The organism is Streptomyces sp. NBC_00390 (assembly GCF_036057275.1).
Lineage (GTDB): Bacteria > Actinomycetota > Actinomycetes > Streptomycetales > Streptomycetaceae > Streptomyces.
Map to the genome: position 1 here is coordinate 6015209 of NZ_CP107945.1, position 26455 is coordinate 6041663.

Annotated in this window: 26 protein-coding genes and 1 other RNA gene; 12 read left to right on the plus strand and 15 right to left on the minus strand. The window is 70.4% G+C overall.

The window, feature by feature from the left end:
* Nucleotides 1-27: 27 nt before the first annotated feature.
* Nucleotides 28-1221: a hypothetical protein gene (locus tag OHS70_RS26510; protein ID WP_328401249.1), complete on the minus strand. Its 1194-nt coding sequence runs from the start codon at nucleotides 1219-1221 to the stop codon at nucleotides 28-30.
* A gap of 295 nt (nucleotides 1222-1516) precedes the next feature.
* On the opposite strand from OHS70_RS26510, the gene OHS70_RS26515 reads away from it, so the two are divergent.
* The 5 genes from OHS70_RS26515 to OHS70_RS26535 all read left to right on the plus strand — a co-directional run bounded on the left by OHS70_RS26515 (nucleotide 1517) and on the right by OHS70_RS26535 (nucleotide 6097).
* Nucleotides 1517-2356, plus strand: coding sequence for a Nif3-like dinuclear metal center hexameric protein (locus OHS70_RS26515; RefSeq protein WP_328401251.1), 840 nt, complete (start codon nucleotides 1517-1519; stop codon nucleotides 2354-2356).
* A complete protein-coding gene (locus OHS70_RS26520) occupies nucleotides 2353-3096 on the plus strand; it encodes a zinc ribbon domain-containing protein (RefSeq protein ID WP_328405920.1) in 744 nt (247 codons plus the stop codon). Before OHS70_RS26515 ends, OHS70_RS26520 begins: the two co-directional genes overlap by 4 nt.
* On the plus strand, nucleotides 3096-4343 hold the full coding sequence (locus OHS70_RS26525; protein ID WP_328401253.1) for a bifunctional RNase H/acid phosphatase: 1248 nt from the start codon (nucleotides 3096-3098) through the stop codon (nucleotides 4341-4343). Before OHS70_RS26520 ends, OHS70_RS26525 begins: the two co-directional genes overlap by 1 nt.
* A 128-nt stretch (nucleotides 4344-4471) precedes the next feature.
* A complete protein-coding gene (locus OHS70_RS26530) occupies nucleotides 4472-5212 on the plus strand; it encodes an NAD-dependent epimerase/dehydratase family protein (RefSeq protein ID WP_328401254.1) in 741 nt (246 codons plus the stop codon).
* Nucleotides 5213-5239: 27 nt separating this feature from the next.
* Nucleotides 5240-6097 (plus strand): GNAT family N-acetyltransferase, encoded by an 858-nt coding sequence (locus OHS70_RS26535; RefSeq protein ID WP_328401256.1) that lies wholly within the window; start codon nucleotides 5240-5242, stop codon nucleotides 6095-6097.
* On the opposite strand, the gene eda is transcribed toward OHS70_RS26535, so the two are convergent.
* Entirely contained in the window at nucleotides 6090-6713 is a 624-nt protein-coding gene (eda, locus tag OHS70_RS26540) for a bifunctional 4-hydroxy-2-oxoglutarate aldolase/2-dehydro-3-deoxy-phosphogluconate aldolase (protein WP_328401258.1), read from the minus strand. The genes OHS70_RS26535 and eda overlap by 8 nt on opposite strands.
* A gap of 73 nt (nucleotides 6714-6786) precedes the next feature.
* Nucleotides 6787-7587, minus strand: a complete 801-nt coding sequence (gene yaaA / locus OHS70_RS26545) for a peroxide stress protein YaaA (protein WP_328401260.1) — start codon at nucleotides 7585-7587, stop codon at nucleotides 6787-6789.
* A gap of 94 nt (nucleotides 7588-7681) precedes the next feature.
* Between yaaA and OHS70_RS26550 the strand changes: the two genes are divergently transcribed.
* Nucleotides 7682-9121, plus strand: a complete 1440-nt coding sequence (locus OHS70_RS26550) for an RNB domain-containing ribonuclease (RefSeq protein WP_328401262.1) — start codon at nucleotides 7682-7684, stop codon at nucleotides 9119-9121.
* A gap of 15 nt (nucleotides 9122-9136) precedes the next feature.
* Here the strand turns inward: OHS70_RS26550 and OHS70_RS26555 are convergent, their stop codons facing one another.
* Together OHS70_RS26555 and OHS70_RS26560 are read right to left on the minus strand one after the other, a co-directional pair.
* Complete coding sequence (locus tag OHS70_RS26555) at nucleotides 9137-9988, minus strand: hypothetical protein (RefSeq protein ID WP_328401263.1); 852 nt, start codon at nucleotides 9986-9988, stop codon at nucleotides 9137-9139.
* Complete coding sequence (locus tag OHS70_RS26560; protein WP_328401265.1) at nucleotides 9985-10758, minus strand: MerR family transcriptional regulator; 774 nt, start codon at nucleotides 10756-10758, stop codon at nucleotides 9985-9987. The genes OHS70_RS26555 and OHS70_RS26560 overlap by 4 nt, the downstream gene beginning before the upstream one ends.
* A 184-nt stretch (nucleotides 10759-10942) precedes the next feature.
* Here OHS70_RS26560 and OHS70_RS26565 point away from each other — a divergent pair, with 184 nt between their 5' ends.
* Both OHS70_RS26565 and rnpB read left to right on the plus strand, forming a co-directional pair.
* Nucleotides 10943-11521 (plus strand): Uma2 family endonuclease, encoded by a 579-nt coding sequence (locus OHS70_RS26565; RefSeq protein WP_328401267.1) that lies wholly within the window; start codon nucleotides 10943-10945, stop codon nucleotides 11519-11521.
* A 40-nt stretch (nucleotides 11522-11561) separates the two neighbouring features.
* Nucleotides 11562-11966: RNase P RNA component class A (gene rnpB / locus OHS70_RS26570), an RNA gene on the plus strand.
* 220 nt (nucleotides 11967-12186) lie between these two features.
* Here the strand turns inward: rnpB and OHS70_RS26575 are convergent.
* A complete protein-coding gene (locus tag OHS70_RS26575) occupies nucleotides 12187-12720 on the minus strand; it encodes a hypothetical protein (protein WP_328401269.1) in 534 nt (177 codons plus the stop codon).
* Between the two features lie 195 nt (nucleotides 12721-12915).
* Here OHS70_RS26575 and OHS70_RS26580 point away from each other — a divergent pair, with 195 nt between their 5' ends.
* The gene (locus OHS70_RS26580; RefSeq protein ID WP_328401271.1) at nucleotides 12916-15294 is read left to right on the plus strand and encodes a hypothetical protein; all 2379 of its coding nucleotides are present in this window, start codon (nucleotides 12916-12918) and stop codon (nucleotides 15292-15294) included.
* A 149-nt stretch (nucleotides 15295-15443) separates the two neighbouring features.
* Entirely contained in the window at nucleotides 15444-15980 is a 537-nt protein-coding gene (locus OHS70_RS26585; protein ID WP_328401273.1) for an SMI1/KNR4 family protein, read from the plus strand.
* Between the two features lie 177 nt (nucleotides 15981-16157).
* On the opposite strand, the gene OHS70_RS26590 is transcribed toward OHS70_RS26585, so the two are convergent.
* A complete protein-coding gene (locus OHS70_RS26590; protein WP_328401275.1) occupies nucleotides 16158-16775 on the minus strand; it encodes a TetR/AcrR family transcriptional regulator in 618 nt (205 codons plus the stop codon).
* 126 nt (nucleotides 16776-16901) lie between these two features.
* Here OHS70_RS26590 and OHS70_RS26595 point away from each other — a divergent pair, with 126 nt between their 5' ends.
* Nucleotides 16902-17879 carry an oxidoreductase gene (locus tag OHS70_RS26595; RefSeq protein ID WP_328401277.1) on the plus strand — a complete coding sequence of 326 codons (978 nt, stop codon included), beginning with the start codon at nucleotides 16902-16904 and terminating at the stop codon, nucleotides 17877-17879.
* Nucleotides 17880-18041: 162 nt separating this feature from the next.
* Here the strand turns inward: OHS70_RS26595 and OHS70_RS26600 are convergent, their stop codons facing one another.
* On the minus strand, nucleotides 18042-18911 hold the full coding sequence (locus OHS70_RS26600; RefSeq protein ID WP_443062762.1) for a polysaccharide deacetylase family protein: 870 nt from the start codon (nucleotides 18909-18911) through the stop codon (nucleotides 18042-18044).
* Between the two features lie 191 nt (nucleotides 18912-19102).
* On the opposite strand from OHS70_RS26600, the gene OHS70_RS26605 reads away from it, so the two are divergent.
* Nucleotides 19103-19666 carry an NUDIX domain-containing protein gene (locus tag OHS70_RS26605; RefSeq protein ID WP_328401279.1) on the plus strand — a complete coding sequence of 188 codons (564 nt, stop codon included), beginning with the start codon at nucleotides 19103-19105 and terminating at the stop codon, nucleotides 19664-19666.
* On the opposite strand, the gene OHS70_RS26610 is transcribed toward OHS70_RS26605, so the two are convergent.
* From OHS70_RS26610 to OHS70_RS26640, 7 genes are all read right to left on the minus strand, one after another.
* On the minus strand, nucleotides 19641-21464 hold the full coding sequence (locus OHS70_RS26610) for a glycoside hydrolase family 15 protein (protein WP_328401281.1): 1824 nt from the start codon (nucleotides 21462-21464) through the stop codon (nucleotides 19641-19643). The genes OHS70_RS26605 and OHS70_RS26610 overlap by 26 nt on opposite strands.
* 261 nt (nucleotides 21465-21725) lie before the next feature.
* Entirely contained in the window at nucleotides 21726-22073 is a 348-nt protein-coding gene (locus tag OHS70_RS26615) for a peptidase inhibitor family I36 protein (RefSeq protein WP_328401283.1), read from the minus strand.
* A gap of 253 nt (nucleotides 22074-22326) precedes the next feature.
* On the minus strand, nucleotides 22327-23115 hold the full coding sequence (locus OHS70_RS26620) for an ABC transporter ATP-binding protein (RefSeq protein WP_328401285.1): 789 nt from the start codon (nucleotides 23113-23115) through the stop codon (nucleotides 22327-22329).
* Entirely contained in the window at nucleotides 23112-24008 is an 897-nt protein-coding gene (gene ntrB / locus OHS70_RS26625) for a nitrate ABC transporter permease (protein ID WP_328401287.1), read from the minus strand. The genes OHS70_RS26620 and ntrB overlap by 4 nt, the downstream gene beginning before the upstream one ends.
* Nucleotides 24005-25237, minus strand: coding sequence for a CmpA/NrtA family ABC transporter substrate-binding protein (locus OHS70_RS26630; RefSeq protein WP_328401289.1), 1233 nt, complete (start codon nucleotides 25235-25237; stop codon nucleotides 24005-24007). The genes ntrB and OHS70_RS26630 overlap by 4 nt, the downstream gene beginning before the upstream one ends.
* Nucleotides 25238-25537: 300 nt before the next feature.
* The gene (locus tag OHS70_RS26635) at nucleotides 25538-25873 is read right to left on the minus strand and encodes a MazG-like family protein (RefSeq protein WP_328401291.1); all 336 of its coding nucleotides are present in this window, start codon (nucleotides 25871-25873) and stop codon (nucleotides 25538-25540) included.
* A 56-nt stretch (nucleotides 25874-25929) separates the two neighbouring features.
* The gene (locus OHS70_RS26640; RefSeq protein ID WP_328401293.1) at nucleotides 25930-26358 is read right to left on the minus strand and encodes a MarR family winged helix-turn-helix transcriptional regulator; all 429 of its coding nucleotides are present in this window, start codon (nucleotides 26356-26358) and stop codon (nucleotides 25930-25932) included.
* Nucleotides 26359-26455: the final 97 nt, after the last annotated feature.

A 26455-nucleotide genomic window follows, 5' to 3' on the forward strand; every position in this document is an offset into this window, starting at 1 on the left:
TGCGGTTGCGTAGCCCCCGCGGAGAGTCTATCCACCGGCCGAGTGGTCGGTGAGAGGGGCCTGCTGCAAGGGGACCGGCCTGCACACAACAGGACTGCCGACACCGTCGCACGGTTCCCCACCTGCGCGTTCCATCTGTGCCGGTGCTGCGGCCGCCGCGGGAAGGGGCACGTCCGACGCGTCCATCCGCGCCACTCCGCAGGGCACCGCCCCGGTGGTGTACGGCAGTTGCAGTACGCCCTCGCGGCTGACCACCCCGCCACCCGCCAACCAGCCCTCCGGTGGGGCCAGTTGGTGCAGGCGCCGGGCCGAGGGCCGCCATACGCCGAGCCAGCTGCCAGCAGCCCCGTCGATCCTCAGGGCCACCGCGCAGCTCTCCGGGGTGAGCACCTGTCCCGGCTGCACGGCGAACGGCGTCAGCACGGCGTCCGGCAGCCACAGGCAGGGCGGGAAGCGCACCGGAAGCAGACTGCCCAGCACCCCCCAGCCCAGCCGGCCCTGGCCGGGTCCGGGGGCGTCGGAGCGGATCACCAGCAGCCCGCTGTCCGGGTCGGCGAGCAGCAGCCGGTCGTGGCTGTCCTGGGTGATCTGCAGCAGCGGTGTCACCTCGCCGCCGCGCTCCAGGTCGACGGCGACCGCCTTCACCGGGCCGCCGCCGGGCGGCCGGCGGTCAAGGGCCAGCATGCGCCCCGTGCGGTCCAGCCAGACGCCGCCCGAGCAGTGGCCCGGCACATCCGCCACATGCTCGGGGCCGAACGCCCCGCCCGCCACCCGCCAGATGCCGGTGGATGCCTCACCCGGCGTCAGTGCGTAGACGCACACCCCGTCGGGTGAGGGCGGCACCAGGGTCAGCCGGGCCGACTCGAGGCCGCCGAGAAGCCGTTCGCCCGTACCGGGGCCGGTCGGGTACAGCAGCGAGAAGGTGTGCCGGCCCGCGACCCGGCGGCGGATCAGCACCTGCCCGTCCGCCATCGGCAGCACATCCGCCTCGGGCTCCTCGGGCTGGTCCATCGGCAGCGGCACCGCGTACGGCTCGGGGCCGTCGAGTGTCCAGCGCTCGGCGAACAGCGCTTCGCCGGTTCCGGCCAGCCGGGCCGCGTACGTACCGTCCGCGGTGACCGTGATCCCGGGGCGTGCCGCGCTCGCAGGTTCCGTACCCGTCGTTCCCGTACGCGCCGCCGCAGTGTCCCGCGCGGCGGCCTCGATGGCACAGGCTGTCATCGAATCGTCACCTCCAGCTACCGAAGCTAGGTATCGCACTTCCTGCCGAACAATGCGAGCCACTCCTGTTCACACATAAGGGTGGCCATGCCCTGATTTGCCTGAGGGGGAGGTGACGGATGTGCTGGCTGGGTGAGCCGATGCCTGAGGTCAGGCGCACCGGAGTCGGCCCCCGGTCCTTACCGGAGCACACCTCCGCCGCCGTGTGGGCCCCGGACGTCCGCGGACACCGGCCCCGGGACCGGGCAGGGGCGCGCAGACCATGGGGGCGCGAAGGAACGGTAGCCTTTCTTCCGTGCCCCGTCTGTCTGAAGTCATCGCCGCGCTCGACGCCCTCTGGCCCCCCGAGCGGGCCGAACAGTGGGACGCCGTCGGCACCGTGTGCGGCGACCCCGATGCCGAGGTCACCCGTGTGCTGTTCGCCGTCGACCCCGTGCAGGAGATCGCCGACGAGGCGATCCGGCTCGGCGCAGACCTGATCGTCACGCACCACCCGCTCTATCTGCGCGGTACGACCACCGTCGCCGCCGGCCACTTCAAGGGCCGGGTGGTGCACACCCTGATCAAGAACGACATCGCGCTGCACGTCGCCCACACCAACGCCGACACCGCCGACCCCGGCGTCTCCGACGCCCTCGCCGGTGCGCTCGACCTGCGGGTCGTACGGCCCCTGGTGCCCGACCCCACGGACCCGAGCGGCCGCCGCGGCCTCGGCCGGATCTGCGAGCTCGACCACCCCGAGACGCTGGACGAGTTCGCCGCGCGCGCCGCCAAGCGGCTGCCCGCCACCGCCCACGGCATCCGTGTCGCGGGCGACCCCGGCCTGCTCGTACGCACCGTCGCCGTCAGCGGCGGCTCCGGTGACAGTCTCTTCGACCACGTGCGCGCCGCCGAGGTCGACGCGTTCCTCACCGCCGACCTGCGCCACCACCCGGTCTCCGAAGCCACCCAGCACTCACCGCTCGGGCTGGTCGACGCCGCCCACTGGGCCACCGAATGGCCCTGGTGCGAGCAGGCGGCCGCCCAGCTCGACGAGATTTCCGACCGGCACGGCTGGGGCCTTCGGGTCCATGTCTCGCGTACGGTCACCGACCCCTGGTCCTCCCACCACGATTCCTCTGGAGCCCCCAACTGAACGCCGCGCCCGCCGACCAGATCCGACTCCTCGACGTACAGGCCCTCGACGTACGCCTGTCGCAGGTGGCCCACAAGCGCAAGTCGCTGCCCGAGCACGCCGAGATCGAGTCGCTGAACAAGGACCTCACGCAGCTGCGCGACCTGCTCGTCGCCGCGCAGACCGAGGAGAGCGACTGCGCCCGCGAGCAGACCAAGGCCGAGCAGGACGTCGACCAGGTGCGCCAGCGCGCCGCCCGCAACCAGCAGCGTCTGGACTCGGGCACCGTCAACTCGCCCAAGGACCTGGAGAACCTGCAGCACGAGATCGTCTCGCTCGCCAAGCGCCAGGGCGACCTCGAGGACGTCGTCCTCGAGGTCATGGAGCGCCGTGAGTCCGCGCAGGAGCGGGTGGGCGAGCTGACCGAGCGCGTCGGGTCCGTCCAGGCCAAGGTCGACGACGCGACCGCCCGGCGGGACGCCGCGCAGGAGGAGTTCGACCGCGAGGCGGCCACGGTCGCCAAGGAGCGCGAGGTCGTCGCCGCCTCGGTCCCGGCCGATCTGCTGAAGCTCTACGACAAGCTGCGCGAGCAGCAGGGCGGCGTCGGCGCGGCCCGTCTCTACCAGCGCCGCTGCGAGGGCTGCCACATCGAGCTGAACATCACCGAGGTGAACGAGGTCCGCGCCGCCGCGCCGGACACGGTGCTGCGCTGCGAGAACTGCCGCCGCATCCTGGTCCGTACCTCCGAATCGGGTCTGTGATGCGGGAGTTCGTCGTCGAGGCCGACGGCGGCTCCCGGGGCAATCCGGGCCCCGCCGGCTACGGCGCGGTCGTCCTCGACCCGGCGACGGGCGAGACGCTCGCGGAGACCGCCGAGTACATCGGCGTGGCGACGAACAACGTCGCCGAGTACAAGGGCCTGGTGGCCGGGCTGAAGGCGGCCCGCGCCCTGGACCCGGAGGCGAAGGTTCGGGTCCGCATGGACTCCAAGCTGGTCGTCGAGCAGATGTCGGGCCGCTGGAAGATCAAGCACCCGGACATGAAGCCGCTCGCGGCGGAGGCCGCACGCGTCCTTCCGTCCTCCCAGGTGACGTACGAATGGATCCCGCGCGAGCGGAACAAGCACGCGGACCGGCTCGCCAACGAGGCGATGGACGCGGGCAAGCGGGGCAGGCAGTGGGAGCCCTCCGCGTCCTTTGCGGCCCTCGCGTCCACCGAGGAGGACAAGCGGGCCGCCCGTGTGGTGGGCGACGCCGCGGCGGGCGCGGCGAAGGCCCGCGCGGCGCTGACGGGAGCGAGTACGGGTGCACGGGTCACCGCGCCCGCCGCGAGCGCCCCGGTGATGTCGACCGAGTCCTCGTCCGCCGGATGGGGCCCCGATCTGGGGGCGCCGGCCACGTTCGTCATGCTGCGGCACGGCGAGACGGCACTCACCCCGGAGAAGCGTTTCTCGGGCAGCGGCGGCAGCGACCCCGAGCTGTCCGCGGTGGGCTGCCGCCAGGCGGACGCGGTCGCCACGGCCCTCGCGGAGCGCGGCACGATCCAGGAGATCGTCAGCTCACCGATGCGCCGCTGCCGCCAGACGGCACAGGCCGTCGCCGCGCGGCTGGGACTCGACGTACGGATCGAAGAGGGACTGCGCGAGGCGGACTTCGGCGCCTGGGAGGGCCTGACCTTCGCCGAGGTCCAGGAGCGGTATCCGGACGATCTGACGGCATGGCTCGCGTCCACGAAGGCGGCGCCGACGGGCGGCGGTGAGAGCTTCACCACGGTCGCACGCCGCGTCGCCGCGACGCGCGACCAGCTGACGTCCCGTTACCAGGGCCGTACGGTTCTGCTGGTCACGCACGTCACCCCGATCAAGACCCTGGTCCGCCTGGCCCTCGGTGCCCCGCCGGAGTCCCTGTTCCGGATGGAACTGTCGGCGGCGTCGATCTCGGCGCTGGCGTACTACGCGGACGGCAACGCGTCACTGCGTCTCCTGAACGACACGTCCCACCTGCGCTGATCAACTCCCGCCCCACAGGCCCCGAAAAGGGATCACGGCTGCGGGAATCGGCGGCTGTCGAGGTCTCGGGGAGGGACTGTGGGCCTGGGAACGGTGGCTGTCACCGGAGCGGCGGGGACATCGGCTCCGTGGTGCGTGAAGCACTGCGGGCCGAGACGAGCCGGCTCGTTCTGCTGGACCGGGTGCCCCTGTCGCCCCGGGCCGCGAACGAGACGGTGCACACCGTGGATCTGCGCGACGCACAGGCCGTCGAGTCGGCGCCGGCGGGCGTGGACGCGGTGCTCCATCTGGGAGGCGTGCCCGACGAGGCGCCCCTGGCGGACCTGCTGGAAGCGAACGTGCTGGGCACCCACCACGTCCTGGAGGCCGCCAGGCGCTGTGGGATCGGGCGGGTGGTGCTCGCCGGCAGCAGCCGGGTGGCCGGGTTCTACCCCGCCGGGCAGCGCACCTCGCCACTGGAGCCGGTGCGTCCCGACGGTCTCTACGGGGTGAGCAAGGCCGCGGTCGAGGCACTCGGGCAGCTGTATGCGGACAAGTTCGGCCTGTCCGTCATCTGTCTGCGCATCGGCAGTTTCGAAGAGACGCCGGCCGAGCCGCGTCATCTGGCGACCTGGCTGAGCCCCCGGGACACGGTCGGGTTCGTCCGCGCCGCGCTCACCGCCCCGCCCTCGGCGGGATTCACCGCGGTGTACGCCGTCTCCGCCAACACGCGCCGCTTCTGGGAGCTTCCGGCGCCGGCGGAACTGGCCTACGAGCCGGTCGACAACGCGGCGGGTATCGCCGGGGCCGAACTGCCCACCGACCCGTCCGCTCCCCAGGGCGGACCGTACGCGCTGCCCGAGGTCACGCTGAAACACCTTCGGGCCTGACCCCGTTCCTGGGGCACCATGAGGCACATGACCTGGCATCTCACCTACGACGTCGAGGAGTTCCGCCGTGAGGCGGACGCCTACCTCACGGCCGACCCCGCCGGATCCACGGCGCTCATCAGCGTCAGCGAGGCTCTGCGGCGGCACGGGCCGGACCTGTACGGGGACAGCGGCGGGCACCCGGTCCGCTTCGGCTGGTGGCGGGCGCACCGGGACGCTCCCGTCGAGGCGGCCTTCCTCCACACTCCGCCCAGGGCGCCCCTGTTCGGGCCTGCCTCACCGGACCACGCCCGTGAGCTCGCCCGCACGCTCCGCGCCGACGGCGCCGCGCACGTCACCGGGGTGAAGGGCCCAGACGCGCCCGCTCGCGCGTTCGCCGGGGAGTGGGCCGGGCCGGGCGGATGGACGGTGACAGGGCGGTTCCGGCTGTTCCGGCTCGGTGAGCTGACGCCGCCCGACCCGGCGCCGCCCGGGCGGGCGCGGCCGGCCACCGAGGACGACGTACCGCCGGCTGCCGCGTGGATGAAGAGCTTCGCCGCCGACATCGGCGAGGACCCGGACGCCGACTGGACCGCGAACGTCGCGCGCCGTGTCGCCGACGGCTGCCTCCACCTGTGGGAGACCGGCGCCGCGCCCGTCTCGATGGCCGCCCGCACGCCGGTCCTCGCCGGACAGTCCCGTCTCTCACCCGTCTACACGCCGCCGGCCCTGCGCGGCCGCGGCTACGCGGGGGCCGTCACCTGCGCCGTCAGCCGGTCCGCACTGGACGCCGGTGCCGAGCAGGTGCTGCTCTTCACCGACCTGGCCAACCCGACGAGCAACGCCCTTTACCAGCGCCTCGGTTACCGGCCCCTGGCCGACCACGTCCAGGTGGATTTCAGCTGACCGTCGCCAGCGCCGCCGCCTCACGGGCCAGGGCCTCGACCCGGTCCCAGTCCCTGGCGGTGAGGGCGTCGGCGGGCAGCATCCACGTGCCGCCCACGCACCCCACGTTCGGCAGCGCCAGATACCCGGGCGCCGAGGCGAGCGAGATCCCGCCCGTCGGGCAGAAGCGCGCCTGGGGGAGCGGCCCGGCGAGGGACGTGAGGTAGGCGGTGCCACCCGCGGCCTCGGCCGGGAAGAACTTCATCTCCCGCACCCCGCGCTCCAGCAGCGTCACGACCTCCGAGGTCGTCGACACACCGGGCAGATACGGCACCCCGGACGCCCACATCGCCGTGAGCAGCGCGTCCGTCCAGCCGGGGCTGACCAGGAACTGCGCCCCGGCGGCCACGGCAGAGGCCACTCCGGGCGCGGAGATGACCGTGCCCGCGCCGACCACCGCGTCCGGCACCTGCGAGGCGATCGCCTCGATGGCCTCGAGCGCGACCGGTGTCCGCAGCGTCACCTCGATCGTGGGCAGCCCGCCCGCCACCAGGGCACGTGCGAGCGGCACGGCATCGGCGACGTCGTCGATCACGGCGACGGGCATGACGGGGGCAAGGTCGAGTACGGAGGGCATGCCGACCATCCTGCCCAACCGCTGCGCTTTCTGCAACGAGCGTTGCAACATGCGCAACGTGCCGGGGTGCGCCTCAGTGGATCTCCGCCACCACCACATCCAGCGCCCACGGCCCGCCCGCCCGTGCCGGAGCCTCGGCCTCCACCACGTACCCGAGGTCGCGCAGCGCCTCCACCAGCTCACCCGGCGACCTCGGCGCACGCCCGGCCTCCAGCAGGCTGCGCACGATCCGCCCCTTCGTCGCCTTGTTGAAGTGGCTGACCACCGACCGCTTCTCGACCCCGTCCACCATCTGCGCGTGCAGCACCCGCACCGTCGCCGTACGCCCCGCCACCTCGCCCTTCGGCTTCCACGCCGCCGTGTACGCGGACGACCGCAGATCCAGTACGAGCCCTCCCCTGGCCACCTCCGGCAGGACCGGGTCCATCGCACGCCGCCAGTACGTCCCCAGCGCGCCGAGCCCCGGCAGCTTCACCCCCATCGAGCAGCGGTACGACGGGATACGGTCGCCCACCCGCACCGCGCCCCACAGCCCCGAGAACACCAGCAGCGACTGCCGGGCCCGCCGGCGCGCGGCCTGGTCCAGCGTCGCCAGGCCCAGGGCGTCGTACAGCACACCCGTGTAGATCTCCCCGGCCGGCCGGGTACCCGCGGTCCGCAGCTCCACGTTCTTCGCGATCTCGCCGCGCAGGCCGTCGCTCAGCCCGAGCACCTCCTGCGCCTTCGCCTCGTCGGCGGCGCACAGCTCCACGAGCTCGTCCAGCACCGCGGCGCGCGCATCGGCCAGACCCGGCAGCGACAGCGACTCCGGCTTCAGCGGCGCGCCGCGCCCCGGGGCGGCCTTACCCTCCGACGGCGGCAACAGCACGAGCACGACAGGTCTCCTTCGTACGAACGGGGGCGGGGGGTGCGGCCCCCGCGTCAGCCTACAAAGTGCCGCCACCCCCACCGCGCCATACGCTCGGTCCATGCGCCGCCATCTGCACATGACGGGCGCAGCCGAGGTCCCGCTGCGAGCGGCCCTGAGCGCGCTGCGTACCAGGCTGGACGTGCCCGTCACCTTCCCGGCCGAGGTGCTCGCCGAGGCGGAGTCGGCCGTCCGCTCCCCGCGGCTGCCGGACCACGACGCCACCGGCATTCCCTTCTTCACCATCGACCCGCCCACCTCGCTCGACCTCGACCAGGCGATGCACCTCGCACGCCGCGAGGGCGGCGGCTTCCGGGTCCACTACGCGATCGCCGACGTCGCGGCGTTCGTCGCGCCCGGCGGCGCACTCGACGCCGAGGCCCACCGCAGGGTGCAGACGCTCTACTTCCCCGACGAGAAGGTCCCCCTGCACCCGCCGCAGCTCTCGGAGGGCGCGGCCGGCCTGCTGCCCGGCCAGAGCGCGCCCGCGCTGCTGTGGCGGATCGACCTCGACGCCGAGGGCCGGGCCGTCACGGCCGACGTGCGCCGCGCGCTGGTGCGCAGCCGGGCCAAGCTCGACTACGCAGGCGCCCAGCGGCGGATCGACGACGGCACCGCCGAGGAGCCCCTCGCGCTGCTGGGGGACATCGGGCGGCTGCGGGAGGCGATGGAGATCGAACGTGGCGGGATCTCCCTCAACGTCCCCGAGCAGGAGATCGTCGAGCGCGAGGGCACGTACGTCCTCGAGTACCGCGCACCGCTGCCCGCCGACGCCTGGAACGCCCAGATCTCCCTGCTCACCGGCATGGCCGCCGCCGACCTGATGATCGAGGCGGGCACCGGCGTCCTGCGCACCCTGCCCACGGCCCCCGACGGCGCGGTGGCCCGGCTGCACCGCTCGGCGAAGGCCCTGCACATCGAGTGGCCGCACCATGTGTCGTACGCGGAGCTGGTGCGCTCCCTCGACCCGCACGACGCCCGTCACGCAGCGTTCCTCCAGGAGTGCACCACCCTCCTGCGCGGCGCCGGGTACACCGCGTTCCGCGACGGGCAGCTCCCGACGCCCGCGGTCCATGCGGCCGTCGCCGACGAGTACACCCACTGCACCGCACCGCTGCGCCGCCTCGTCGACCGGTACGCGGGCGAGCTGTGCCTGGCCGCGGTGGCCGGGCAGTCGCCGCCGGAGTGGGTGACGGCGGCGCTGGACGCGCTGCCGAAGGAGATGGCCGAGGGATCCCGGCGGGCCGACACCGTCGAACGCGAATGCCTCGACCTCGTCGAGGCCGTGCTGCTGCGCGAGCGGGTCGGCGAGGTCTTCGACGCGGTGGTGGTGGACGTCAAGGAGCACGAGCCGGACGTCGGCACGGTCGTCCTCGAAGAACCGGCGGTCGTCGCCAGGATCGAGGCCGACGGCGGCGAGCTGCCGCTGGGGGAGAGGCTGCGGGTCCGGCTCACCCAGGCGGACCCGGGGACGTCGAGGGTGCTGTTCGCGCCGGCGTAGCCGCCGGGGCCCGTGTCAGGCCGGCTCCGGGGCCGGGCGCTCGCGCCGCTCGGCGGCCGACCGGACCGCGGCCACCAGCGCCTGCGGGTCGTCGGCGTGGAAGCGGACGGTGTGCGCACTGCCACGGCTGCCCAGAGGCCGTACGAAGCCGACCGGCGCGGTCAGCTCCACCGACACCGTCGTGTGGCCCGCCACGATCAGGTCCAGCGACCCGTCCTCGCGCACGGTGACCAGCCGCCCGTCCGGATACCGCCGTTCCACCCGGACCCGAGCGATCTCGTCCGCGGCTATCCGCAGATCGAACAGCGCCCCGTAGCGGATCCGCAGCGACCCGTCCGCCCCCACGACATGGGGCCTGGTCACACAGGCCGCGTGCATGGCGACCAGCAGGAGCACCCCGTACACGTCGATCACCAGAGTGACGGCGTGCACCAGGGGCCAGGGGACCAGCACCGCCAGCGCGATGGTCTCGACGACCGAAACGAAGATCATTCCCCACATCAGCGCGGTCTGCGGGCCGGTGTACGCCGCGGGGTGCGCACCCGCCGGTACGCCGTGCCGCCGCCGCACCAGCCACAGCGCCAGGCTGTGCATCGCGCGCAGCTCGTGCACGAGGAGCCGGGCGAGCGCGGGCGGCACCAGGTCGCGTACGGCGCCGAGCAGCGCCTCGCGCGCAGGGGTGCCGGCGCGGCGCGAGGCCGTGAAGAGCCGCAGCAGTACCGACACTTCGAGCACCAGCACGCAGGCCACGAGCAGCTCGGCGACGGCGATGACCGCGGGCGGCACCCGGACCCCGGCCACCAGCAGGAACGCCAGCACGATCTCGGCGGGCACCAGTCCCCACAGGGCGAGGCGGGCGGCCCTCATCGCCGCCCCCGGGCCCGTGCGGCGAGCAGCATGATCATCTGCCGTACGACCGCGGCCTGGGCCGGGGCGAAGTCGGTGAGGAACGCCGTGCCGAAGGGGCTGTCGGTCTCGTGCAGGCCGTCGCCCATCAGGGAGATCATCGCGTCCGGCACGCTCGCCGCGAGTTCGGCCGCGAGCGGTACGACGCGGGGGTCGTCGGGCGACGCGTCGGCGAGATCGTCGAGCCGCTCGTAGAGCTTCTGGACGCGCCCGGCGAACCGGGGATCCTCGGCGAGCGGCCGCAGCGCCGCGTACAGCTGCTCGCGCTGCTCGGGCCCCACCATCGAGTCCAGCAGCGCCAGATGCTCGCGGTCCTTGGCAGCCATGGGGGAGTCGCTGGGCGCGAACGCCCCGAACAGCCCTGCCAGTTCCGGCGACACGGGCCCCTCGGCCGGCAGCCGCCCCTCGCGCGCCTGCGACATCAGCACGGCGAGCCGTGCCCGCCGCTCGGCGATGGCCGCCTCCTGCCGCGCCAGGTCGGCGTCCAGCTCCTCCAGCACCTCGGCGAGTTCGCGCCCCGCGTCGTCGGCGAGTACGCCGCGCACCTCGGCGAGCCCGAGCCCAAGCTCGGTGAGCCGCCGGATCCGGGCGAGGACGACGGCGTGCCGGAGCCCGTAGTCGCGATAGCCGTTGGGCAGCCGCGCGGGCTCCGGCAGCAGCCCGAGATGGTGGTAGTGGCGCACGGTCCGCGGGGTCACGCCCGCCAGTGCGGCGATCTCTCCGATCTTCATGCCCCTCAGTAGAAACCCTGACGCTGCGGCAAGGTCAAGCGAGGTCGCGCCAGGCCGCGGGTGGACGCCGAGTGCCTCCGGTTTTCCATGATCATGTGCCACGATCGAGGGAACGATCCCCATCTCACGGACGGCGGGTGCGCCGATGTCCGAGTCTGACGAGCGACCGAGGAAGGAGCGCGACATGACTGCCGTGCCGCATGAACCGCTCACGGAGGCGGACGTCCTGCTGGAGGGCTTCCTGGCGCTGGACACGCCGGAGGGCTTCCGCGCGGAGCTGATCGAGGGGGAGATTGTTGTGACGCCGCCGCCGGACGGGGATCACGAGGGCTACATCAGCCGGATCGTGAGGCAGGTGATCAAGCGATCGCGTACGGACATGGATGTGTCCGGGAACAAGGGCCTCAAGCTGAAGAGCGGAGGTGGCTGTACGAAGAACCACGCCATCCCCGACTGCACCTTCGCGCCCCTCGCGCTCGGCCTCTTCTTCGGTGCCGAGCCCTGGATGCCGTGTGAGGGCGTGGCCATGGTCGCCGAAGTGACCTCCAACAAGCCGGACGCCGGCCGTGAGGCCAAGCGCCGCTGCTATGCCCGTGGTGGCATCCCGTTCTACCTGCTTGTCGATCGAGAGACGTCTTCAGTCACCCTTTTCAGTGATCCGAAGAATGATGACTACCGGCAGGCCCACACGATGCCCTTCGGTAAGCCTCTGCCCCTCCCTGATCCCTTCGGCTTCGACCTGGAGACCTCCGACTTCGTCTGAGCCGCCCGATGAGGGCAGGTAGCATGGTCATCACGGCAGACGAGCCGGGCGGACGGCCGCGTGAGGATCTTCGGATCCTCCCGAGGAACGTCCGGGCTCCACAAGGCAGGGTGGTGGGTAACGCCCACCCGGGGTGACCCGCGGGACAGTGCCACAGAAAACAGACCGCCGGGGACCTCGGTCCTCGGTAAGGGTGAAACGGTGGTGTAAGAGACCACCAGCGCCTGAGGTGACTCAGGCGGCTAGGTAAACCCCACCTGGAGCAAGGTCAAGAGGGGCGCTACCGCAAGGTGCGCCCTGCGCGGACGTTCGAGGGCTGCCCGCCCGAGTCCGCGGGTAGACCGCACGAGGCCGGCGGCAACGTCGGCCCTAGATGGATGGCCGTCTCCCCGGCGACCGCGAGGTCACCGGGTGACAGAACCCGGCGTACAGCCCGACTCGTCTGCCTCCTACCGCTTCTGACCAGTGAAAACGCAGGGCAGAGGCTCTTTTTCGCGTATTGGCGATCGCGGCGGATGCGACCGCGTGGGCTCTTGACCATCTGGCCGGGGTCGGTCGGCGGACGCGGAGGGCAGCCTGAAGCGCGGTACGGCGTACCTGCACCACCCTCGTGATCCGGGACGCACCATCGGTGTCATCGGGGCCCGCCGCCAGGGGGCTCGGCGTCACTCCTCGTCGTCCTCGTCGTCCTTGAGGTGGTCGGGGTCGAGGAAGTCGACCAGGCGTTCTTCGACCGGCATACCGGTTTCGTCCTCGTCGATGAGCATCCGGCGCAGGATGTTGAGCGGGTAGAAGCCCTCATAGGGACCGGCGTCGGGGAAAGCGACACTGGGGGTGTCGAGGGCCGGTGTGTCGGCGGGATCGAACAGCGGCGGACAGGTGCCGTCGTCGAGGGGTTCGGGCGTGTACTTCCACACCATTCCGTGCTCGCGGCACATCATCTCGCCGACGTACCAGACCGCGCCTTGCACGAAATCGTCACGCCGTCGCCGGGAGTCGATGTCCTCGGAGCTGTCGAACGTCTCACGGATCAGGCCGTCGAGGATGTCGAGCGAGGCCGGGGTGAAGTCGAACCGGTCGGCTCCCCCGGTGTTCTCGGCCCAGTGCGGGAACGCCGCCTGTCGTTCGGTCAGCCACTCCAGAAGTTCCGGGTGGCGTGCCGGATCGTCGGCGGGGTGGTGGTCGGTGTGGTCGCTCATGCCGGTCACGCTAGCGCGGGAGTGTGTCGGTCAACTGTGAAGGGTCTTCACTGAGTTGACACATGCAACGTCAACAATACGCTGCAACTCACGGCCGGCCGGCCCTAGGTTGGCCGGTGGGGTGGCGGAGACATGTCACGGGGGCCCTTCCCCGCCTTCCCTTCCTGTCCCATGAGCCCCCACAGGGACACGTACGTGAGCACACCTATAGCGATCCGCTTACGGCGGCGCCTGGCCTTGGGCCTCGCGGTCGTCGCCTCCGCGGGGATGATGCTGGTGGGTCTGCCCGCCACCGCATCCGCCGCGCCCGGGGACTACGCCAAGATCACATCCGGCGGCAGGTGCGACAAGATGCACCTGAAGAAGACCTTCCCCCGCACTCCCAACAACTCCGGCGCGCCCACCGGGCAGCACCACTGGACCCGGTCCGGTCCGGATGAGGAGTACTACTACAACAACGACTTCAAGGGCTTCGAGAACGTTCCCACCCCCACGCAGGCCGACCTGAACGCTGCCGGGTCCAGCCGGGCGGACATCGACAAGTGGGACGCCGAGTACGCCAGGTCCAAGGACCCCGAGGACATGAAGCGCGCGATCTACGCGCGCTATCACCGGCACAAGAAGGAGTCCGCCAGCCCCAAGCCGTTCCGGTCCTGGGTGCCCCGCTACCTGATCAACAACCAGGCCAACGGGGCAAAGGGCGGCGTCTTCGAGCGTAAGACCGTTCAGGACTTCAACCTTGTCGGCCCTGACTGGCTCTGTGAAGTCACGATCGAGATCTACGACAAGGACGGCAACAAGATCGCCTCGCGTCGTTACGACGCCTACAACCAGCGCACCGGCGACCTCGGCGAGTTCAAGTCCAACGGCAAGCGCAAGATCGATCAGTTCAGGAACGACAAGATCATCCTGCGCCACAAGGACGCGAAGTACGACTTCACGAAGTCGAAGTTCACGATGTTCACCGGCGAGAAGCCCAACGGTGTCACCAGCCGCGAGTACGCGGCCGAGAACAAGGCCCTGCGTGCTGAGCGCGGTACCGGCAACAACCCGATCCGGATCGCGGAGCGGAGGGCGACCGGCAAGGGCCTGTGGCCGCAGACCAAGTACACCAAGTCCTACCCGGTGTTCAACCCGCGGCCGAACACCGGCACCCAGGGCCCCATCAACTCTCTCGCCTACCAGTCCGGTAAGAACCCGGCCCAGGCCCGGCAGATCCAGGCCGAACACAACCGGGTCGACACCCGTTCCGCGCTCGGCCGCGGCCCTGGCGGCGTGGACTTCTCCACCCTCGAACTTCAGTACGTCGGCAACCCCGTCAAGGGCAAGGGCATGGACTACTCCATGAAGGCCGACTTCATGCCCGACGAGGACACCAACCCCGGGTGGGGCGGCGAGGCCAAGCTGACGCTCGCCTCGGACGCGTTCTTCACATGGCTGGCCCTGTCCCCGGACCGGATGTGGGTGAACCTGAACCCGGACCAGCCCGACAAGATCATGGACAAGGCGTTCGGCGAGACCGATGCCGGCCGGATCCTGCTGGAAGCCGACATGGAGATGAAGCGGGACTGGTCCCGCGCCCTGGATCCGAAGAAGTCCCCGGGCCGGGAGTTCATGGCCGCGGCCCCGAAGGTCGACGGTGTTCCGTGCTGGGGTCCGGGCCGCAACTGGATCGTCCCCGACCGGGCGAAGGTGCGGGAGCAGGACGGCGGCATCTACATCCTCGACGCCCCGCTGAAGGTCAACCACGCGCCGATGGACTTCACCACGCCGGTACCCGGTGAACGCTGCGACAAGAAGCTGACGGAGGCCGAGAAGGAGTACAGCGTCCGCCTCATGAAGCAGTGGATCATTCCCGCGGTCCAGGAGAAGGTCAACAAGGACCCGAAGTACCAGGACCTGCGCTCGGTCTACCGCTCGCGGGTCGCGGCCGAGTGGATCCGGCAGCAGGACGCGAAGAAGCCCACCGACTTCCGCCCCGTCATCGACAGCAACAACCTCGAGCGGTGGCCGCTGCGCGGCGAGAACAAGAACTGGGACAAGCGCACGGTATGGGAGCAGATGCGCAAGTCCTTCACCGAGGGCGAGTACAAGTACGAATGGCCCTCCGGCGGCACCATCTACACCTTCACCGTCGGCGGAGTGGACTTCTCCAAGTCCCCGAAGCGGAACATGTCCGGTGTGGAGTTCCGGACCCAGCACCGTGAGCTTCCGCGGAGCACGAAGGACTCCGTCCGCGCGGAGACCTCCGCCCGCGACAGCGACACCGCCCTCCTCGGCGGCAACGGGGCGGCCAGGACCGACGACGGCAGGCCCGACCCCACCCCCACGCCCACGCCGACGGACCCCGGGAAGCCGGACCCCACCCCCTCCCCGACCGGCCCGGGTACCCCGGACCCGACGGCGACCGTCCCGGGCAAGCCGGGCGGCAACACCCCGGACCCTGACGGCGGCCTCGCCGACACCGGCTCGAACACCCCGGTCGGGCTGATCTCCGCCCTCGCCGCCCTCGCGGTGGCGGCCGGCGGACTCCTCGTCCGGTGGCGCCGCCGCCGGGCGAACGCCGAGAGCTGACCGCAGCACAACCCGATATCGAACGGCCCCGCACCCCGTGGTGCGGGGCCGTCTCCGCTCCCGCACACGTCCGGTCACGTGATCATTCCGGCCGCCCGTCCCAAGTCACGCGGCGAAGCGCCACACACAGGTCTCCTACGATTCCGGTCATGGCACGTTTTGAGGATCTTCGCCACTCCCTCTGGGACACCAGTAGCCGGCACGGAGTGCAGCCGCCCCTGACCGACCAGCTGATCGTGGAGGCCGAGCGTTTGCTGAACGTCACACTCCCCAGTTCCCTGCTCGACCTGCTGCGCCATCAGAACGGAGGCGCGGTCGCGGCCGGCCGGAATGCCTTCCCTACGAGTCGGCCGACCTCGTGGAGCGCCGATCACGTCCCGTTCGACCTCGTCATGGGCATAGGCCGCCACGAGGAAGCTCTCTCCATGCTCGACAGCCCGTACCTGGTCCAGGAATGGGGGCTCCCCACCGCGGTGGTGCTGGTCTCGGGTGACGGGCCCTGCTGGATCGGGCTGGACTACCGAGCCTGCGGCCAACACGGGGAACCCTCCATGACCTGGTTCGACGCGGAACTCAAAGCAGAACTGACCCTCGCCCCGAACTTCCGGTCCTTCATCGAGGGGCTTACATCCACCAGTGACTTCGAGAGCGCGCACCACGGAGACGTACCCGACGGACCTCATTGACCCCGCAAGCCCGTGCCCGCCGGCGCAGCACCAGCCAACACGTCGCAGAGGGGCGAACGTTGCCCGATTCCTTGCCAAGAGTGCCGTGAGACAGCATGAGCCTCGCGGCGCTGTGCGCATGGGGCGAGCACGCTGTCCTTCATGCCTGACCGGCGTCCGCTTCGGCCGGCTCGACGGCTACGACGGAGCGCCCTGTGTCAGGGCGCCGGCGCGGGCGGCGGCGAGCGTGATCCGCACCGCCTGGTCGGCGGTGCCCTCCTCGACCGGATCGGCACTGACCAGCAACCGGAAGTAGATCGGAGCGGCCAGCGTTTTGAACAGCTCGACCGGATCGGTCCCTGCCGGGAGTTCGCCCCGCTCGATGGCGCGGGTGACCACGGGCTCGGCCCGCCGGAACCGGTCGGCGAAGATCCGCCGCCGCGCCTCGGCGATCTCCGGCAGCCGGCCGGCGTCGGAGTACATCGCGGTCTGCACCGCCCTGCCCACCGGGCCCGTCATGCTCTGCACGAGCGCCCGCGCGAGCGCTTGCAGGTCGGTCTCGACGGCGCCGGTGTCCGGAGTGGGGATGTCGGTGGCGAAGTGCTCGGCAAGCGCGTCGACGACCAGGCTCTCGCGGTCCTTCCAGCGCCGGTAGAGCGTCGTCTTGTGCACCCCGGCCCGCTGGGCCACGCCCTCGACGGTCAGCTCGGCATATCCCCGGTCCAGCAACTCGGCGAGGGTGGCGGCGCGCACCGCCGCCTGTGCCTTGCGGCCGCGTCCGACCGGGCGGGCGGGCCCGGAGGAACCCAACTCCATTGCAACTCCTAGTTGCGTTAGCGGGTATTTACGTGTCAGGCTCCAGCGTATCGCAACTAGAAGTTGCATTGAGGGGTTCCTGCCCGGCTGCGTGCCGGACGCCCTCGACCTAGGAGAAGGAAGGCCATGCCCAGCGCTTCCCGTACGTGGACCCTCGACTCCATCCCCGACCAGTCCGGCCGCCTGGCGGTGGTGACCGGAGCCAACAGTGGCATCGGCCAGGTCACAGCAGAGGTGCTCGCTCGCCGGGGCGCCCATGTCGTGCTGGCCTGCCGCAGTCCCCAACGGGGGCAGGCCGCCCTGGACCGGCTGCTCGCCCGGGCACCCGGCGCCCATGCCGAGGTGCGCCTCCTCGACCTGGCCGACCTTGCCTCCGTACGCGCCTTCGCCGACGACTGGGGCCATGACCGGCTCGATCTGCTGGTCAACAACGCCGGCGTGGCCATGGCGCCGTTTGCCCGGACCGCCGATGGGTTCGAGTCGCAGTTCGGGATCAACCACCTGGGCGCCTTCGCCCTGACCGGGCTGTTGCTGCCCCATCTGCTCGCCTCGCCCGATCCGCGGGTGGTCTCCGTCAGCAGCGAAGGCCAGCGGTTCGCCCGCTTCGACCTGGACAACCTCAACGCCGAACGCCGCTACCGCGCGATGTTCGCCTACCTGCAGTCCAAGCGCGCCAATCTCTACTTCGCCACCGAACTGCAACGCCGCGCCGACGCCGCCGGCCTGAGGCTGCGCAGCGTGGCCGTGGCCCCCGGACTCACCCGCACCAACGTTGTCACCGGCGGCGCCAACCGCAACCGCGGCCGACTCTACGGAGCGTTGACCCGGCTGCTGGTCCGCGTCGCCTTCCGCCCGACACCCGAAGGCGCCAAGACCTCCCTGTACGCCGCGACCGTCCCGGATCTGCCGGGCGGAGCGTATGTCGTGCCCGACGGGCCGCTGCAGCTACGCGGCGAGCCGGTCCTGCGCAACCGGGAGCGCGCCGTCCGTGACACCACCACCGCCCGCCGGCTGTGGGAGCTGTCCGAGACGCTCACCGGCGTTGACTTCCGGCTGTCCGAGGATGCCGCTTGCACCGCCTACCCGGGGGCCCTGGATGAGTGAGTCCGATGCTCTTGGCGGTCCTACGCGATCAGCACGGACACAGGCAGTTCGGCCGTGCCGGACGGGCTTGTCCTTCCGGTCCGGCCGGATCGGAAGGATGCCAGGGCACTCGGCGAGAAACGTCTCGAACTACCGCCCGGCGAGCTCGGAGCGTTCGACGGTCTAGAGGTAGTCCTCCAGCCGGGCCACCGTGAAGCCCTGTTCCTGGATGTGGCGCAGCAGGTTCGCCGTCATCTCGGTCATCGTCGCGCCCTTGAGGTCGGACGGACCCCGGAAGTGGGCCAGGATGATGTCGCCCGGGTGGAGCTTCTTGTCGCCGCGCTGGTACTGCATGTTTGTGATCTGCATGGACTCGCGCCAGAGGACGATCGCCTCGATGCCGCAGGACTCGGCTGCGGCCCGGGTTGTCTCGTTCCAGTTGCCGTAGGGCGGGCGGAACAGCCGCGGAGCCGTGCCGTATCGATTCTTCAGCTTCTCCTGCTGGCCGCATATCTCGTGCTTCTGGGCCGACGCGCCCAGGGTGCGGAGGTTCGGGTGGGTCAGGGTGTGGTTGTGGACGCCGTTCCCGAGCTGCTGGAGCTTCTTGAAGTGGTCGTAGTCTTCGCGGATGACGGACTCCGTCAGGAACATCGTGAACGGGACCTTCAAGTCCCGCATCATCGTCACGAATTCGGGGTCCTTCTCCGTCCCGTCGTCGAACGTCAGAAAGACGATCTTCTCCTTGGTGGGGATCTCGCTGATCACCGGCACCCGGCCGTCGGCCGCCCCTCGTACGGGCGGCTTCGCCGCGGGCGGGGCGGGCGGTGCGGCCATCGGCTCGAGACCCCACTTGCGGTAGGCGGCGTCGGTTTCCGCCTTCGCGTCCGTGTCCGTGCCGCCGGGCGGCTTGCTCTGCGGCGCGGACACAGAGGGTTCTCCGGTACGGGAGTCCGCCGCGCCGGCCGCCGTACAGCCCGTCGCCAGGACCGTCATGAGAACGGCACAGGCAAGTGCCGTGCCCCCGATGCCGCTGCCCATCCGTGCCCACCCCATGTCCTCGTCAGGCCGTCGGCCCTCCTTGCCCTGCTTGATGACGAACAGGGCTTCGAGGTTCCATGTCCGGCTCCACCGCCCCGAGTTGGGTGACGTCCATCGGGGCGCCGTCGGGGGATGCGTCCGGGCGGCCGCGCTCCCGCGAGGCACTCGCCCAACATGCCGAACACCCGCCCGACGAGAGGAGCCCCGTGGCTCAGCAGACCGATGACCGCCCCCACGCCCTCAAGCCGGCGCTCGAGTCGATGACTCTGCTGGTTGCCGCCGTGATCGTCCACGACAAGGCCGCCGACCGCGTCGTCCTCCTCCGGCGCAGCGAGAACGCCAAGTTCGCCCAGGGCATGTGGGACCTGCCCGTCGGCAAGAGCGAGCCGGGCGAGCCGATCACCGGGACCGCGGTCCGCGAGCTCTACGAGGAGACCGGACTCACTGTGAAGCCCGAGTCCCTCGAGGTCGCCCACATCATCCACGGCGCTTGGGGCGTGGAGGCCCCCAACGGCTTCCTCACGGTCGTCTTCGCAGCCCACGAATGGACCGGCGAGCCGGAGAACCGCGAACCCGGAAAGCACTCCCAGGTCTGCTGGGTCGATGCCGACGCCCTGCCGGAGAGGTTCGTCGCCACCACGGACAGCGCGCTTCGCAGCTACCTCGTGCGGGGGCCGCAGGTATCACTCAACGGCTGGCGTCAGCCCGAAACGCTTCTCACGCCGCCGGCCGCCCGGCGCCCGGTCAGCCCAGTGCCCGGTCGAGGTTGAAGGCCGCGCTGATCAGGGACAGGTGCGTGAATGCCTGCGGGAAGTTGCCGTTCTGCTCGCCGGTGCGGCCGATCTCCTCGGCGTACAGGCCGAGATGGTTGGCGTACGTGAGCATCTTCTCGAAGGCCAGCCGGGCGTCGTCCAGGCGTCCGGCCCGGGTGAGCGCCTCGACGTACCAGAACGAGCAGATCGAGAACGTGCCCTCCTCGCCCTGCAGTCCGTCCGGGCTGGCCTGCGGGTCGTAGCGGTAGACCAGAGAGTCGGAGACCAGTTCCTCGCCCAGCGCGTCCAGCGTGGACAGCCACTTCGGGTCGGTCGGGGAGATGAACTTGGCCAGCGGCATCATCAGCACCGAGGCGTCGAGCACACTGCTGTCCTCGTGCTGGACGAAGGCGTTGCGCTCGGTCGACCAGCCACGCTGCATGATCCGGAAGTAGATCGTGTCGCGCGTCCTGCTCCAGCGCAGCAGATCGGCCGGCAGTCCCCGGCGTCTGGCGACCCGGATGGCTCGTTCGATCGCCACCCAGCACATCAGTCGCGAGTAGAGGAAGTTCTTGCGCCCGCCGCGGGTCTCCCAGATGCCCTCGTCGGGCTGGTCCCAGTTGCCGCACACCCAGTCGACCAGATGGCAGACGGTGTCCCAGTGGGCGCTGGAGATCGGCTCTCCCCACTTGTCGTAGAGATAGATCGAATCGATGAGCGCCCCGTAGATGTCCAGCTGCAACTGGTCGACGGCCTGGTTGCCGACGCGTACGGGGGCGGAGCCCAGATAGCCCTCCAGATGCGGCAGTTCCCGCTCGGGCAGCTCGCGGCGGCCGTCGATGCCGTACAGGATCTGCAGCGGTGCCGTGCCGTCGTCGGCGCGCCGGATGCGCTCGGTCAGGAACTGCATGAAGGAACGGGCCTCGTCGGTGAAACCCAGCCGGAGCAGCGCGTAGACGCAGAAGGCCGCGTCGCGGATCCAGACGTAGCGGTAGTCCCAGTTCCGCTCGCCGCCGATCTGCTCGGGCAGACTCGTCGTCGGTGCTGCCACGATGGCGCCGGTGGGGGCGTAGGTGAGCAGCTTGAGCGTCAGCGCGGAGCGGTGCACCATTTCGCGCCAGCGTCCGCGGTAGCGCGACTGGGACAACCACTGCCGCCAGTACCGCACCGTGGCCTCGAAGAGGTCTGCGGCCTCGGAGCGGGGACAGGCCCGTGGTGCCACGTCGCCGCCGATCCGGTCGAGGGCGAACACGGCCGTCTCTCCCTCGTGCAGCTTGAACAGCGACCACACGTCCCGGCCGTCGGTCTCGAACGGCACGCTGGACGTCAGCGTGAGGGTGAGCGACGGCGACTCGAACACCGGGCAGCCGTGCTCGGTGCGGACGGTGTGCGGCTGGGCCCCGTAGTCGAAGCGTGGCGCCACGTATGCACGGAACGGCAGCGAGCCGCGGACGCACACCACCCTGCGGATCAGACGGTGCCGGTCGGCCTCGCGGGAGTCGTCGGTGATGGGCATGAAGTCCTGGATCTCGCCCACACCGTCATCGGCGATGAAGCGGGTGATGAGCACATTGGTGTCGGGGAAGTAGAACTGTTTGGTCCGCGTCGGCACGTCGGGGGCGAGCTCGAAGGAGCCGCCGTTCTCTGCGTCGAGCAGGGAGGCGAAGACGCTGGGTGCGTCGAAGCGGGTGCAGCAGTACCAGTCGATCGTGCCGTTCGTCCCCACCAGCGCGGCGCTGCGCAGGTCCCCGATCAGCCCGTGCTCGGAGACCGGCAGATACCGGGGTGTGCCCGCGCCTCCGGGGCCACGGGCCATGCCAGGGATCTCATTGGTCGCAGCCCCAGCGGTCACGGGTCGGCCCTCCCTCTGCCTGGCGGCATATGGTGCCCATACCGTGCATTTCATGCTAAGCCGCCAGGGCGAGCGGTGGCGTCTGCCCAGGTCAGGCGGCTGGGCGAGAAGGGGGGCGTCCGCCCGCCGAGGGCATCGCCACGGCGTTGCTGCGAGCCAGGCCAGCCGGCGGTCGCGGCAGCTCCCGCCGTCGGGCCGAGGGCGGGAGCTTCACACGGATTCCGCTCAGCAGGCGCCCGGCGCGACCGCGTCCATCCGGCCGCCGAAGTCGCCGCGGTAATCCCTGCGCCAGTCGCCGCCCCGTGCCTGGCGCTTCTCGGTGGGCTCGTACGCGATGAAGCAGGCGTCGGTCGACGCGACGAACGAGCCGACGTGGTCGTGGAGGGACGGGGGAAGATCGCGGTAGCCGCTGCCGGCGGTCCACTCCCACGAGGAGCCGCCGAAGTCCGCCTCGCTGAAGAAGCAGACGGACCCGCCGGGACAGGCGGGCACCGCGGCGGCGGCCTGGGCGGAGGCGGGGGCGGCCACGGTGAGAAGCGCGGTCGCGGCGAGGGTGCCAAGGACGGTGGTCATACGTCGAAGGGTCATGATCGGCATAACGCCGGCAATGCCGAACGGTCACCCCGTCAGGTGCGCCGGGCGGATCCGCCGGGCGACGTGCGCCGCGAGGCCCGGTGGGTGGTCTCACGGCAAATGTGAGCTGGCCGCGGGAGGTGGTCTCAGCCTGCGAGGAGGCGTCGACGCCGGCTGAGACCACCACACGCAGCCACCTCACACCCTTGTCGACCGCTCGGCGAACGTGTATCGACCCTGAGACCGGCGGGGGCTATGCGGCCTCCGCCTGGTCGACGAGCAGCAGCTCGGCCAACTGCTCCTGAGTACCGGCGTATGCCGGGTGGGCGGCGATCGTCGCGCGGTCCCGAGGCCGCGGGATCGGCACCGGGATGATCGTGCGCACCGACGGCTCCGGCGGGTTGGACATGACCACGATCCGGTCGGCGAGGAGAATCGCCTCATCGAGCCCGTGCGTGACCATGAGCACCTTCTCGGTCTCCGACTCGTTGCCCCACAGCTCGACGAGTTGTTGCTGCAATCGCGAGCGGGTGAGTGCGTCCAGCGCACCGAACGGCTCGTCCAGCAGCAGGGTGCGGGGTGCCACGGCGAAGGCCCTGGCGACCGCGGCCCGCTGAGCCATTCCGCCGGACACCTGACCCGGGCGCTTGTCGCGGTGCTCCCACAGCCCGACAGCGGTCAGATACCGCTCGACCATGTCGTCGGCCTTCGTCCGGGACCAGTCCGGACGTGCTGCGCGGACGGCCTCGCGCACATTGGCCAGCAGGCTCAACCGGGGCAGCAGCGAGTAGTTCTGGAAGACCATCGCCCGTTCCGGACCCGGCCCGGTGACGGTCTGACCGTCCACCACGACCTCACCCGCGTCCGGGCGGACCAGCCCACCGACCAGATTGAGCAGCGTCGACTTGCCGCAGCCCGAATGGCCGATGAAGGAGACGAACTCCCCCTCCTCGACGGTCAGATCGACACCGCGCAGGACATGCTGAGCGGCTGCCCCCCTTCGGCGGAACGTCTTGTGCAGCCCGCGGATCTCGACAGTCACGACTGAACCTCCTCGATAGCGACCTTGCGCGAGACCCGTACCAGAATCACGTCAAGGACCAGGCCGACAAGACCGATGAGCACGATCGCGGCGACGACTGCGCTGAGGTTGCCGGCGTTGTACGAGTCCCACACGAAGAACCCGATCCCCGCATTGCCGGAGAGCATCTCGACCGCCACGATGACCATCCATGCGATGCCCATCGAGAGCCGCAGCCCGGTGATGACGGACGGCAGGGCGTTGGGCACGAGCACGTGCCGTAGGTAGGCCAGGCGGCCGAACCGGAAGACCCGCGCAACGTTGCGGTGGTCCCGCGGGATCTCCGCCGCGCCGGCCGCGGTGTTGATCAGCGTGGGCCAGAGCGCGGTGATGAAGATGACGAATACCGAGGCCTGGTCGGCGTCTTTGAACACCGACAGCCAGATCGGGAACCAGGCCAGCGGCGACACCGGACGCAGCACCTGCACCACCGGGTTGAACGCCAGCCAGGCCCGCCGGCTCGCGCCGATGAGCAGGCCGGCCAGCACTCCGACCACGGCGGCCAGCGCGAAGCCGGTGAACACCCGCTGCAGTGAAATGCCCAGTTGCAGGCCTATTCCCTTGTCGTTCGGGCCGTTGTCGTAGAACGGATCCGCGATCAGGTCAGCCAGCGCCCGGGCCCCGTCGAGCGGAGCCGGGACGTCGGTCGACGTGGACGTGGCGAGCTGCCAGAGCAGCACGACAGCGGTGGTACCGACCACGGCCCAGCCGATGCCACGGCCAGCTTCGGCGAGCCGGCTCCCCCGGACGCCGGGGACGGCGGGCCCGGCGTCCGGGGGGCCGGACGGCTCCGGCTGGATGGTCGGCTCCGTCGCAGGATCAGCCTGGTCCGTGCCGGTCAGTGAGCTGGTCATGGCCGCTTCGCCTCATCCTCGGGCTTGGCGGGGTCGAACGTCGCGCTGTCGAGCTTGAGGGGGAACGGGCTCATGTCGTCGCCCGGTACGTCGATGCCCTCCTTGCCGGCGACCTCTTCATAGAGATCGCGCAGGATGATCTCATCGGCGATCTTGGTGTAGGACGGTGCTTCCTTGAGCAGTCCGAAGCGCTGGTACTGGGTCAGGAACCAGATCGCGTGCGCGCGGCGCGGCGCGGAGGTCTTGCCGTCGCGGAAGAACATCATCTGGTCGCCGCTGTACTTCTTCTCGCCGAGGTCCGCTCCCAGTTGATAGGTGCCGAGCAGCCGGCCCTCGATCTCCTTCGGCGGTGCGTTGACGTACTGCGCGGCGCCGATGGTCGTCGCCGCCTTGGCGCGGTTGTCCAGGTCGTCGAGCCACTTGGCGGCCTTGAGGATCGCCCCCATCACGTCGGCCAGGACGTCCTTGCGCTCCGTCGCGAACTTGGCGCCCGCGACCAGGGCCTTCTCCGGGTGGTGCTGCCACAGATCCTGGGTGGTCAGGTGAGTGAAGCCGATGTCCTGCTTGACGGCGACGGCGTTCCAGGGTTCCCCGACGCAGTAGCCGTCCATGTTGCCGACCTTCATATTGGCGACCATCTGTGGCGGCGGGACCGGAACGATCTTGACGTTCGACAGATCGGCCTTGGTGGCTTTCAGCCAGTACCGCAGCCAGGTGTCGTGCGTGCCGCCGGGGAAGGTCATGGCCAGCGTCGGCGACTTCTTCTCCAGCAGTGCCCGGGCGCCTTCCAGATCCGCGTAGCCTGCGTCGGCAAAGTCCTTCTTGAGGGTGATGGCCTGGCCGTTGTTGTTGAGCACCATGGCTATCTTCAGGTCGGTCGAACCCGTGCCCGCGATCTTTGATGCAACGGACAGGGGGAGGCTGAAGAGGGCATGAGCAGCATCGATCTGGCCGTTGAGCAGGTTGTCCCGAGTGGCCGGCCACGAGGCCTGCTTGATCAGTTCGACGTTGAGGTCACGCTCGGCGAAGTACCCGAGCTCCTTCGCCATCACCAGTGGTGCACAGTCGGTCAACGCGATGAACCCAAGTCGCACGGTACGGCCGGGCTTGGCTGATGAGGAGTTGTTGTCGGCCGTTCCGCATGCGGTGAGGGCGCTGCCCAGCGAGGCAGTCAGGGCGGCTGTTCCGGTGAGGCGCAGGAAGCCTCTGCGCCCGAGGTTCTGTTCCATGGCCAGAACGTAAGGGTGCACCGAGACGGGAGAATTGCGTGTATGTCAATGGCGCAGATCACACATCTCGCATCCGCGTGGGTGCGCACTGTGAGGGAGAGGAAACGAGCCGTGACTTGCCTGGCGGGGGACCGCTGTGGGATCGCGCGAGCGACACCAGGAGACAGAAGGGGTAGTGCAGTCCCGCCTTCGAGGTCGTGTGCCGGGATTCCGGTGACCGGAATCCCGGCACACGGCCTTGTTCCATCATGGGCCGCCGCCGGGGTCTTTGGAGGCGGTTCTCGCGGGTTCGACCCGAGCTCATCCGGACGCTTCAGCCGGGGGCTGAGCAAGTGAGCGCTTCGCGACGCCGTCCAGGTGGGCGGTGAAGACCTCCTCCGCCGTCGGGGTCAGTGTCCGCAGTGCGACCATCGCCGTGACGATCACATCGCACAACTCCGCCTGCACGTCATGCCAGTTGTGCGTCGTGCCCTTGCGCGGGTTCTGGCCGGTAGCACCGATGATCGCCTGGGCGACCTCGCCGGTCTCCTCCGTGAGCTTCAGCATCCGCAGCAGCACCGCCTGTTCGGGCGGCAGCTGGTTCGCCTGCTCCAGCCAGGCGTGCAGGCGGCCGATGGTCTCCCACTCCTGATCCATGGCCGCAGCCTCCCATGGGGGCGGGCCGGCTGCGCCTGCCTGGCCGATGGCTGCGTTCATTCAGGGCCCGGCAGCCCTTTGAGGCGCGCTGTCTGTTCTTCCTGGACCTTGCGGGCCGTCTCGAGGAAGTCGTTGATCGCGGCGAGCTGCTGCTCGTCGTAGCGCCGGAGCGCCAGCATCCCCGCCTCGCCGACGGGCCCGTACACCTCGCGCTCGGCAGTGCGGGCCGCCTCGGTGGCGGTGACCAGAACCCGCCGCCGGTTGGCGGCATCCCGGCTGCGCGTGACGTAGCCCGCTCGTTCGAGGCGGTCGATGGCGGTCGTCGTCGCCGCCGGGCTGAGCTTGGCAGCAGTGGTGAGTTCTCCGGCCGACACGGGCTCTTCGGCCAGGATCACATCCAGGCAGCGCAGGTCGGTGCGGTTCAGCCCCAGCGTGGCCGCGGCTGCTTCGTCGAAGGCGTCGAAGCTCTGTTGAAGCAACCTCATCCGCACGGCGACCTCGCGCAAGCCATCATCTTTCGACATTCGAAGCTTTCTGTTAGCGTAAGATTCGACAGTCGAAATGATAACTCGGGGAGGCCGC